Origin of the sequence: Brevundimonas sp. (assembly GCF_031082345.1) — a bacterium.
Taxonomy (GTDB): Bacteria; Pseudomonadota; Alphaproteobacteria; order Caulobacterales; family Caulobacteraceae; genus Brevundimonas.
Genome location: NZ_JAVHLH010000084.1, coordinates 1 through 10,457, shown reverse-complemented (window position 1 = coordinate 10,457; position 10,457 = coordinate 1). Strand labels below are relative to the sequence as shown.

Genomic DNA, 10,457 nt, shown 5'->3' with positions numbered 1-10,457 from the left:
CTCTGTTTCCTGCGCCATCTCGACGAGCACGCGGCGTTCGACGTCCTGCACCAGGCCGGGCCGTGGCTGGACCGGATCGAGGGGGTCGGGCTGGACTCGTCCGAGGTCGGGCACCCGCCGTCGAAATTCCGGCGCGTGTTCGAGCGGGCCGGCCAGATGGGGCTGAAGCGGGTGGCCCACGCCGGCGAGGAAGGGCCGCCCGAGTATGTGCGCGAGGCGCTGGACCTGCTGCACATCGACCGCATGGACCACGGCAACCGTTCGATGGAAGACGAGACGCTGATCGAACGGCTGGCGGCGTCGCAGATGACCCTGACGGTGTGCCCGCTGTCGAACCTGAAGCTCTGCGTGGTGAAGGACCTGAAGGACCATCCCGTGCCGGAGATGCTGCGGCGGGGCCTGCACGTGACGCTGAACTCGGACGACCCGGCCTATTTCGGCGGCTATGTGAACGACAACTACCGCCGGCTGGCCGAAGCGGTCGGGCTGACGCGAGCGCAGGTGACGCAGCTGGCGCGAAACAGTTTCGAGGGATCGTTCCTGGACGAGGCCGGGAAGGCGGCGCGGATTTCGGAAGTGGAGGCCTATGCACGGGGATAGGCCAGGTCAGCGTCAGCGGACGGGATAGACACCCATCACGGCTCCCGGGTCTGTCCCGATGGTCATGTCTATTGCCTTGTCCCACCGCAGGCGCTGAAAATTGAGCCGGACGTTCGGGAGTCTGCCAGATGACACCACGGCGCGAACCCCGACATAGGTATTCAGTCCGGGCTTGTTGCGGACCATTTCGATGTCGAGCGTGAGGTCCACCACATCGGACCCGGTCGCCGTGACAGCAACATAGGCCGGCGACGTGATCGAGCCGCCCGCACCGGAGCTTTGTGGGTTCTCGATAGTAGCGCGGACATGACCTCGAGCCTCGGTGTCTGCCGCGAAACCCACGCAGTAGGGATCGATCAGCTTGATATCCATGCTGCAGGAGGCGTCAGTCCGCGCCATCGTCGCGGCGGGCCTGGTGATGGCGTCCTCTGCGCTGCCGAACCGCGTCGCGGTTCCGGTGATGTGACAGTCCCGCGCCAACCGGGCTGCGTCGAATCCGCTGATGAGGAATGCCGCATCACGCTTCGAGGCGCCGTTGCTGTTGCGTGCTCCCTCCGGAAAGTTATTGGAGGCCGTCACATTGGTGGCGGTGCAGCGGACCGGCCCGGCGCCGGCCCGGCTGGTGAGCCATATCGCCCGGCGGCAATCCACGATGGTCGGGCTGACGAAGTGGCAATCCTCCCCGCCATGGGTGTCCAGCACGGCCCATGTCGGACAGTTCTTGAACAGACCGCCATACCAGACGCAATTGCGCGAGGGCGGGTAGCGAGCATGATCGATCTCATTGTCGGCGCAGGACCACGAGATCGCCATCGCCTCCAGATCGCCGGTCCCGGTTTCGCCGGTGAAGGTGTCGAAATAGCCGCCCTCACCTATGAAATTTCTCGATCCTTGCGTGATGATCCCGCCGTAACCGCAGTTCGTGATCGTCGGATTTATGACCCGGGTTCCGTCGTCGTAGAGTGGCTGGATGGCCAGATAGCCAAAGCTGTCCCACGAACAGTCAATCAACTGAACGCCGGAGACAAACGCCGGGGCGACCCCTGGACCGTTGACGGCGCCGGAGAATACGACGCCCCTGGAGTCAGCGTGGTAGGTTGATGACGGCCCTTTGAAACGGACGCCGCGCACCACGCATCCGGTCCCCAGCGTCAGCAGAGAGATGTTCGCCACCGTGCTGAGCGTCGCACCATAGCCGCTGATTTCGAGCCTGGCCGGAGCGATCAGGCCCGTAGCGCATCGATAATTCTTGCCGGGACTCAGGATCAGCGGAACGTCCGCCGCCGCCGCCGCGGTCATCGCAGCCGATAGCGCCGTCGCGTCATCGGTCGAGCCGTCGCCAACCGCACCAAACGATTCCGGATGCAGCCGAAGCTCTCCAATCCCCTTCGGGTCGCTTGTGGCGGGGTTCATCCGGCCCAGAGCGCCGGTCCCCAAAGCGAGCAAGCCCAAATTGAGAAGGAAACGTCGTCGCACGGTGATTTGTATCGCTCCGGAGGGCGCCAACAGGTCGCCTGCCATATCGTGCGTCGCGCGACGCCGTCAGTCCAACCCCAACTTGTCCGACGCCGTCGTATACCGCCAGAAGTCCAACGGGATCCCGACGATCTATGCCGGCCGCGTTTTTCAGATCTCTTGATGTCCTCCCGCATCCCGCCCACGCTTGACTTCCCCCCGGAGTCGGGGCCTAGGTCGCGGCGCTCTCGCGGGAGAGATCGGGGCCTTTTCGGAGGCTTCGGAGCCGAAGGCGCAACCGCCCCGGAAACGCTCAGGCAAACGGACCGCGAGGACATACGGACGCTGGAAAGTCGCTCCTTGCGGGCGCGCCGACGGAGCAAGACGCCGTAACACCGGCGCCGGAATCTCTCAGGCTTCAGGACAGCGGGGGCGCGAGGACGGCGGAGCTTTCCGCCGCGTGACGCGACCGTGAAAGACTGAACCATGACCGACGAGACCCTGAAGACCACGCCCCTGAACGCCGCGCACCGCGCCCTGGGCGCCCGGATGGTCGGCTTCGGCGGCTATGACATGCCCGTGCAGTATGAGGGCGTGCTGGCCGAGCACCGCTGGACCCGAGAGCACGCCGGCCTGTTCGACGTCTCGCACATGGGCCAGTGCAAGATCACCGGCGACGACGCCGTGGCCCAGTTCGAGCGCTTCGTGCCCGGCGACTATGCGATCCTGAAGGCCGGACGGCAGAAGTACAGCCTGCTGCTCAACGCCGAGGGCGGCATCATGGATGACCTGATGGCGGGTCGTCCCGACCATGACGGCCTCTATGTGGTGGTCAACGCCGGCAACAAGGACGCCGACTTCGCCTTCCTCGAAGCCAATCTGCGGGGCGACGCGAAGCTGACCGTGCTGGACGACCGCGCCCTGATCGCCATCCAGGGGCCCGAGGCCGCCGAGGTGATGGCGAAGCACGAGCCGGTGCTGTCCGAGTTCGGCTTCATGGATTGCGCCCGGCTGGTGCTGTTCGGGGTCGACTGTTTCGTCTCACGCTCGGGCTACACCGGCGAGGACGGCTACGAGATTTCGGTCCCGGCGGCCGACGCCGAGCGGATCTGGACCGAGATCCTGAAGGACGCCCGGGTCAAGCCGATCGGCCTCGGCGCCCGCGACAGCCTGCGCCTCGAGGCCGGCCTGCCGCTGCACGGCCACGACATCGACGCCACGACCTCGCCGGTCGAAGGCGCCCTGACCTTCGCCCTGTCCAAGTCGCGCAAGGAGCGGGCCGATTTCAACGGCGCCGACCGTATTCTGAAGGAGCTGGCCGAGGGCCCGTCGCGGGTCCGCGTCGGCCTGAGCGTCAAGGAAGGCGCCCCGGCCCGCGAGGGCGCCGAGATCGCCGACATGGACGGCAAGATAATCGGCAAGGTCACCTCGGGCGGCCCCTCCCCCACGCTGGGCCGCAACATCGCCATGGGCTATGTGCCGCCGAAGTTTTCTGACCTGGGCACGGAGCTGAAGGTCCTCGTGCGCGGCAAGCCCGCCGCCGCCGAGGTCGTCGCCACGCCCTTCGTCGCCCAACGCTACTATCGCAAACCCAAGACCGCCTGACGGCTACCCGGAGAACTGAGATGCGCTTCACCAAGGATCACGAGTGGGTTCGCCTCGACGGCGACGTCGCTACGGTCGGCATCAGCAAGCATGCCGCCGAGGCCCTCGGCGACGTGGTGTTCGTCGAGACGCCGGAAGCCGGCAAGACGGTGTCGAAGGGCGACAGCTTCGCCGTCGTCGAGAGCGTCAAGGCGGCCTCGGACGTCTACGCCCCGGTCTCGGGCGAGGTGATCGAAGGCAACGCCGCCCTCGCCTCGGCTCCGGAAACGGTCAACGCCGATCCGGAAGGCGACGGCTGGTTCGCGAAAATTCGCGTGTCCGACGCCTCGCAGCTGGACGCCCTGATGGACCGCGCCGCTTACGACGCCTTCCTCGCCACCCTCTAGAACCCCTTCCCTCCCGCACGGACCTCGCCGCCATGCGCTACCTCCCCCTGACGCCCGACGACCGCTCCGCCATGCTGGCGGCGATCGGGGCCAAGACGATCGACGATCTGTTCGTGGACGTGCCGCAGGCGGCGCGGCGCGAGGGGTTCGTCGACCTGCCGCGCGTGGCGGGCGAGCTGGAGGTCGAGCGGGCGCTCGGCGCGCTGGCGGCGAAGAACACCGCGGCCGGGTCGGCGCCCTTCTTCTGCGGGGCCGGAGCCTATCGCCACCATGTGCCGGCGACGGTCGACCATGTGATCCAGCGGTCGGAGTTCCTGACCAGCTACACGCCCTACCAGCCCGAGATCGCCCAGGGCACGCTGCAGTATTTGTACGAGTTCCAGACCCAGGTCGCGAACCTGACCGGCATGCCGGTGGCCAACGCCAGCCTCTATGACGGCTCGACCGCCATGGCCGAGGGCGTGCTGATGGCCACCCGCGTGACCCGCCGCAACAAGGCGGTGATCTCGGGCGGGGTGCATCCGCATTATGTCGCGGCGACCGAGACCGTGGTCCACGCCGTCGGCGTCGAGACCCAGGTGCTGGCTGCGGCCGTCGACGCCGAGGCCGCCGTCATCGACCAGATCGGGCCGGACACCGCCTGCGTCGTGGTCCAGACCCCGAACGTGTTCGGCACCGCCACCGATGTGACGAAGATCGCCGAGGCGGCCCACGCCGCCGGGGCCCTGCTGATCGTGGTGGTGACCGAGGCCGTGTCGATGGGCCTGCTGAAGTCGCCGGGCGAGATGGGGGCCGACATCGTCGCCGCCGAGGGCCAGTCGATCGGCAACGCCCTGAATTTCGGCGGCCCCTACGTCGGCCTGTTCGCCTGCCGTGAGAAGCTGATCCGGCAGATGCCGGGCCGCCTCTGTGGTGAGACGGTGGACGCCGACGGGGCGCGCGGCTTCGTCCTGACCCTGTCGACGCGCGAGCAGCACATCCGCCGCGACAAGGCGACCTCGAACATCTGCACCAACTCGGGACTGTGCACCCTCGCCTTCACCATTCACATGAGCCTGCTCGGCGAGACGGGGCTGCGGCGGATGGCCCTGCTGAACCATGAGACGGCCGTAGCCACGCGCGATGCGCTGGCGTCGATCCCCGGCGTCGAGGTGCTGACCCCGCGCTTCTTCAACGAGTTCGCGGTGAAGCTGCCGAAGAACGCGACCGAGGTGGTCGACGCCCTGGCGAAGAAGGGCGTGCTGGCCGGGGTGCCCTACGGCCGCCTCGCCCCCGCCGCCGGCATGGACAACGTCCTGCTGGTCGCCGCCACCGAGACCACCACCGAGGCGCATATCGCCGCCCTCAAGACCGCCCTGGCGGAGGTTCTGTAATGAGCACCATGAACACCGTCGGCCGTCCGACCACGCCGAACCGGGTCGAGACCAAGCCCGCCACCCTGACCGGCGGCCGCGGCCTGCTGCAGGACGAGCACCTGATCTTCGAGAGCGACGGCTGGGGCAAGACCGGCGTCGACCTGCCGGAGCCCAAGGGGACCGGCGCCGATCTGGGCGATCTGGTGCGCAAGGACCCGATCGGCCTGCCCGGGCTCAGCGAGCCCGAGGCGATGCGCCACTATGTGCGGCTGAGCCAGAAGAACCACGCCATCGACCTGGCCATCTATCCGCTGGGCTCGTGCACGATGAAGCACAATCCGCGCCTCAACGAGAAGATGGCGCGCCTGCCGGGCTTCTCAGACATCCACCCGCTGCAGCCTCAGTCGACGGTGCAGGGCGCGCTGGAGCTGATGGACCAGCTGGCCCACTGGCTGAAGACCCTGACCGGCATGCCGGCGGTGGCCCTGTCGCCCAAGGCGGGGGCCCACGGCGAGCTGTGCGGCCTGATGGCCATCCGCGCCGCCCACCGCGCCGCGGGACAGGGGCTGCGCTCGGAGAACCCGCGCAACAAGGTGCTGGTCCCGACCTCGGCCCACGGCACCAATCCGGCCACCGCCGCCTTCGTCGGCTACACCGTCGTGGAAGTGGCCCAGACCGAGGACGGCCGAGTCGACGTGGCCGACCTGGCGTCGAAGCTGGGGCCGGACGTCGCCGCCATCATGGTGACCAATCCCAACACCTGCGGCCTGTTCGAGCGCGACATCCTCGAGATCAGCCGGCTGACGCATGAGGCGGGGGCGTATTTCTACTGCGACGGGGCCAATTTCAACGCCATCGTCGGGCGGGTGCGGCCGGGCGACCTGGGCGTCGACGCCATGCACATCAACCTGCACAAGACCTTCTCGACGCCGCACGGCGGCGGCGGTCCGGGCGCCGGCCCGGTTGTGCTGTCCGAGGCCCTGGCCCCGTTCGCGCCGGCCCCCTGGGTGGTGTCGGGCGTGGACGGCTTCAAGCTGGTCGAGTTCGCCGAGGACGAGGCCGAGCAGGCCTTCGGCCGGCTGTGCGCCTTCCAGGGCCAGATGGGCATGTACGTCCGCGCCCTCAGCTACATGATGAGCCACGGCTCGGACGGGCTGCGGCAGGTGGCCGAGGACGCGGTGCTGAACGCCAACTACATCAAGGCCCGGCTGTCGGACCTGATGTCGGCGGCCTTCCCCGAGGGGCCGTGCATGCACGAGGCCCTGTTCGACGACGAATGGCTGAAGGGCACGGACGTGACCACGCTCGACTTCGCCAAGGCGATGATCGACGAGGGCTTCCACCCGATGACCATGTATTTCCCGCTGGTCGTCCACGGGGCCATGCTGATCGAGCCGACCGAGACCGAGTCGAAGCAGGAACTGGACCGGTTCATCGAGGCGATGCGGGCCCTGGCCACGGCGGCCAAGGCCGGCGACGTCGACCGCTTCAAGGGCGCCCCCTTCCACGCCCCGCTGAAACGGCTCGACGAGACCCGGGCGGCGCGCTCGCCCATTCTGCGCTGGACGGCGCCGGAGGGGTCGAACATCGCGGCCGAATAGGCCGGTCGCGGCAATGTGAACGACGGTCTCCCTCATAGGCGTATGCTCGGGTCTGCGTAATCAGAACCAGAAACGAGCGTTGGGAGGCGCTGAGGTCATGATGTCACGCGTACAAAAGGGCCTGGTCGCCGGTCTGGCGGCCACGGTCGTCGTCTCGATCATCGAGGCGATCAATATGACGGTGGGCCACTGGGCCGTCGCTTTCCCGCAGTTGCTGTCCGTCATTCTGCAGCAGGGCGCGGATCAGCCGGCGATCGGCTGGGTCGCGCACCTTGTGGCCGGTCTCGGTCTCGGGGCGATCTTCGGGGTGCTGTGCCCGAGGCTTCCGACGGACACGCCCGAATCGAAGGGCATCCTGTTCGCCGTGGGCGCCTTCGTCCTGATGGGCCTGGTGATCGCGCCGATCGGCGGCGCGGGCATGTTCTTCATGCGGGCCGGGTTCGGCAGCCTGGCCTGGATGATCGCCAGCCATGCGATCTACGGGATCGTGCTCGGCAACGTCTACGGGCGGCTGGTGGCGCGGGAGAAGCGCCATCGGGTTCCGGTGGGCGGCGCCACGGCGCACTAGAACGGAAAAAGCCCCGCTTCGCAGCGGGGCTTTTTTGTTTCAGCGGCGAGCGGTCCCGCCCCCTAGTTCAGTCGCGAGCCGATCTGGGCGATGGCGTCGTCGAGCTGGGGATCCGTCTTCTGGCCGGCCAGGCGGGCGGCGAGGATCTGTTCGGCGGCGCGGGCCGCCAGGTCGGCGGCGGCGGCCTTGACCTCGGCCGTGGCCTGGACCTCGGCCTGGGCGATGCGGCGCTCGGCCAGCTCCTGACGGCGGGCCAGGGTCTCTTCCAGCTTCACCTTGGCCTCGGCCTCCATGACGCGGGCGTCGGCCTCGGCGGCGGCGAGCATTTCGGCGGCCTGGGCCTCGGCCTCGGCCTTCTCGGTGCGGATCTGGGCCAGCAGGGCCTCGGCCTCGGCGCGCAGACGGGCCGCCTCGTCGAGCTCGGACTGGATCTTGGCGGCCTTGGCGTCGAGGACGCCGCCGACGAGTTTCGGCACGCCCGCCAGAACGACGATGACGAAGAAGGCGATCAGGCCGACCGCGACCCAGAGTTCCGGGTTGGCCAGGTCGTAGAGGTGGGGATTGAAGAATTCCATCAGGCGGCGCCCTTCACGGCGGCGGCGGCTTCGGCGCCCGTGGGGGCCTTGCCGGTGAGACGTTCGACGATGGCCGCGGCGGTGTCGGAGGCGATGGCCGAGACGTTGGCCATGGCGGCGTCGCGGGTCTTGCCGATGGCGGTTTCGGCCTCGGCGATGCGGGCGTTGACGACCGCTTCCTCGGCCTCGGCGCGGGCGTTGGCCTCGTCCGTGACGCGCGCCTTGGCGGCGGCGGCGGTGGCGCGCGACGAGGCGCGGGCCTGTTCGACCTCGGCCTTGGCGGCCTCGGCCTGGCCGGCGGCCTCGGTCTGCACCTGACGGGCGGCTTCAAGCGCGGTCGAGATGGTCGAGGCGCGCTCGTCGAAGACGCGGCGCATGCGCGGCGCGAAGACCTTGGCGATCAGCCAGTAGAGGATGACGAACAGGAAGATCAGATAGACGATCTGACCGAACCAGTGCTGGAACTCGAACTGGGGCAGGCCGCCGGACTCGTGCTCGCCGCCGTGGGCGGCTTCGGTCGTGGCGTGCGTGTCCTCGATCGCGACCGGAGCGGGCGCGTCGGCGTGCGGCACGGAGGTGTCTTGAACGGTCATCGATCGCCTGGGGGGAAAGGTCTGGAAGGTCGTCAGCCGGCGGCGCGGACGGGGCCCGCGCCGCCGAAGCCGATTACGAGATCCAGATCAGGATGCCCATGACGAAGGCCAGGATGCCCAGGGCCTCGGCCAGGGCGGCGCCGACGAACAGGTTGCCGATCTGCGAGCCGGCGGCCGACGGGTTGCGCAGGGCACCCGCCAGGAACTGGCCGAAGATGTTGCCGACGCCGATGCCGGCGCCGATCATGCCGGACATCGCGATGCCGGCGCCGATGAGCTTGGCGGCTTCTGCTTCCATGGTGTCTAGATCCTGTTTGGGTTGGGTTGGAAGGAACTGGTCAGCCCTTAATGGGCGTGGTCCAGGTTGACCACATCGTTGAGGTAGATGCAGGTCAGAACAGCGAAGACGAAGGCCTGAAGGAAGGCCACGAGGAATTCGAGCGCGGTCAGGCCGATGGTCATGCCCAGCGCGAGCGGGAAGATCAGCACGCCGAACCAGCCGGCGGCCCCGACGACCGCCGTGGCGACGAAGCCGGCGAACACCTTCAGGGCGATGTGGCCGCCCATCATGTTGCCGAACAGACGAAGCGTGAGGGTCAGCGGGCGCAGCAGGAAGGAGAAGAACTCGATCAGGCCGACGATGGGGCGCATGACCAGCGGCGCGCCGGTCGGCCAGAACAGCTTCAGGAAGCGGAGGCCGTTCTTGCGGATGCCGATCGCCACGACCAGCAGGAAGGTGATCAGGCCGAAGGTCGCCGTCACGGCCAGCTGCGAGGTGGCGGTGAAGCTGAGGAACATGCCCAGCAGGTTCATCCCGAGGATGAAGGTGAAGACGGTGAAGACGAACGGGAAATATTTCTTGCCGTCATGGCCGATGATCGAGTCGGTCAGGCCGTCGATCATGCCGAACAGCGTCTCGCCCACGGCCTGGGTGCGGCCCGGAACGACCTTGGCGCCGGAGGTTACCAGCGTCAGGAAGCCGACCACCAGCAGGAAGCCGATGGTCATGGCGAGGTGGGAATTGGTGAAGGCCAGATGCACCTGGCCGACCACGGGCAGGGTCACCTCGCCGAAGTCGAGGCCCGGAAGCGGCTTAACCTGAAACTGATGTAGCGGATCGGCCATCGGGCGATCAGGCTCCCTGGTCTTCGTCGTCGTCGAAGGGAACCGACTGAGGCTCCCCATGCTGTTTCGCTTCGGCCATCAGACGCTGCGCCGTGCGCCACGCCATCCACACCGAGACGGCGAAGCCCAGAAGGACGCCGCCGATGATTCCCACCGGCGATGTGCCGGCGAAGTAGTCGATCCCGAAGCCGAGCGCGAGGCCGACGAAGACGCCGCCGAACAGATCGGCGATGATCTTCCAGGCCTGTCCCGCCGCCGCCTGCCCCGCCGCCTCGTGAGAGATCTGGCGGGTCGTGCGCGCCTCCAGATCAGATGCGTTCTTCGAGAGACGAGCGATCGCCTCTTCACGCGATTCCGGCGGGGTTGACATGGTCGGCCTCAGCACTCCGACGCGGACGTCGGAGGGGGTCTGAATTCGGCGCGGAACCTATAGGCGGGACCCCGGCAGGTCAAGGCGGTGCGGAACACCATTAGATCGTTGATTCTCCGCACGTTTGTTTCTCCGATTCGGAAGCGTGGCGAACGGTCGCTGGAGAGGGGGCGGATTCGGGGGTGGAGAGTGCGCCTGTCCCTCCCCGTCCGGGGAGGGACAGG

12 protein-coding genes and 1 riboswitch are annotated in these 10,457 nt (G+C 67.9%); of the genes, 6 read left to right on the top strand and 6 right to left on the bottom strand.

Annotated features, from left to right (window positions below):
- A partial coding sequence (gene add / locus RDU12_RS07360; protein ID WP_308684354.1) for an adenosine deaminase occupies nt 1–600 on the top strand: 600 nt, incomplete at its 5' end.
- Between the two features lie 12 nt (nt 601–612).
- Here the strand turns inward: add and RDU12_RS07355 are convergent.
- Nucleotides 613–2,121, bottom strand: a complete 1,509-nt coding sequence (locus RDU12_RS07355; protein ID WP_300289724.1) for a hypothetical protein — start codon at nt 2,119–2,121, stop codon at nt 613–615.
- A 175-nt stretch (nt 2,122–2,296) separates the two neighbouring features.
- Nucleotides 2,297–2,394, top strand: a riboswitch (glycine riboswitch).
- A 147-nt stretch (nt 2,395–2,541) separates the two neighbouring features.
- Between RDU12_RS07355 and gcvT the strand changes: the two genes are divergently transcribed.
- The 5 genes from gcvT (at nt 2,542) to RDU12_RS07330 (ending at nt 7,570) form a co-directional block, all read left to right on the top strand.
- Nucleotides 2,542–3,660 carry a glycine cleavage system aminomethyltransferase GcvT gene (gene gcvT / locus RDU12_RS07350; RefSeq protein WP_300289725.1) on the top strand — a complete coding sequence of 373 codons (1,119 nt, stop codon included), beginning with the start codon at nt 2,542–2,544 and terminating at the stop codon, nt 3,658–3,660.
- 20 nt (nt 3,661–3,680) lie between these two features.
- Entirely contained in the window at nt 3,681–4,046 is a 366-nt protein-coding gene (gcvH, locus tag RDU12_RS07345; RefSeq protein WP_300289726.1) for a glycine cleavage system protein GcvH, read from the top strand.
- A gap of 32 nt (nt 4,047–4,078) precedes the next feature.
- Nucleotides 4,079–5,419: an aminomethyl-transferring glycine dehydrogenase subunit GcvPA gene (gcvPA, locus tag RDU12_RS07340; RefSeq protein ID WP_300289727.1), complete on the top strand. Its 1,341-nt coding sequence runs from the start codon at nt 4,079–4,081 to the stop codon at nt 5,417–5,419.
- On the top strand, nt 5,419–7,002 hold the full coding sequence (gene gcvPB, locus RDU12_RS07335) for an aminomethyl-transferring glycine dehydrogenase subunit GcvPB (RefSeq protein ID WP_374990197.1): 1,584 nt from the start codon (nt 5,419–5,421) through the stop codon (nt 7,000–7,002). Before gcvPA ends, gcvPB begins: the two co-directional genes overlap by 1 nt.
- Before the next feature lie 100 nt (nt 7,003–7,102).
- A complete protein-coding gene (locus RDU12_RS07330) occupies nt 7,103–7,570 on the top strand; it encodes a DUF6789 family protein (protein WP_300289728.1) in 468 nt (155 codons plus the stop codon).
- A gap of 62 nt (nt 7,571–7,632) precedes the next feature.
- Here the strand turns inward: RDU12_RS07330 and RDU12_RS07325 are convergent, their stop codons facing one another.
- From RDU12_RS07325 to RDU12_RS07305, 5 genes are all read right to left on the bottom strand, one after another.
- Entirely contained in the window at nt 7,633–8,145 is a 513-nt protein-coding gene (locus RDU12_RS07325; RefSeq protein WP_308684353.1) for a F0F1 ATP synthase subunit B, read from the bottom strand.
- A complete protein-coding gene (locus tag RDU12_RS07320) occupies nt 8,145–8,738 on the bottom strand; it encodes a hypothetical protein (RefSeq protein WP_308684352.1) in 594 nt (197 codons plus the stop codon). The genes RDU12_RS07325 and RDU12_RS07320 overlap by 1 nt, the downstream gene beginning before the upstream one ends.
- Before the next feature lie 73 nt (nt 8,739–8,811).
- Nucleotides 8,812–9,036, bottom strand: a complete 225-nt coding sequence (locus RDU12_RS07315; protein ID WP_183255088.1) for a F0F1 ATP synthase subunit C — start codon at nt 9,034–9,036, stop codon at nt 8,812–8,814.
- A 47-nt stretch (nt 9,037–9,083) separates the two neighbouring features.
- On the bottom strand, nt 9,084–9,863 hold the full coding sequence (locus RDU12_RS07310; protein WP_300293146.1) for a F0F1 ATP synthase subunit A: 780 nt from the start codon (nt 9,861–9,863) through the stop codon (nt 9,084–9,086).
- Nucleotides 9,864–9,870: 7 nt separating this feature from the next.
- Nucleotides 9,871–10,233, bottom strand: a complete 363-nt coding sequence (locus RDU12_RS07305; protein ID WP_300293144.1) for an AtpZ/AtpI family protein — start codon at nt 10,231–10,233, stop codon at nt 9,871–9,873.
- Nucleotides 10,234–10,457: the final 224 nt, after the last annotated feature.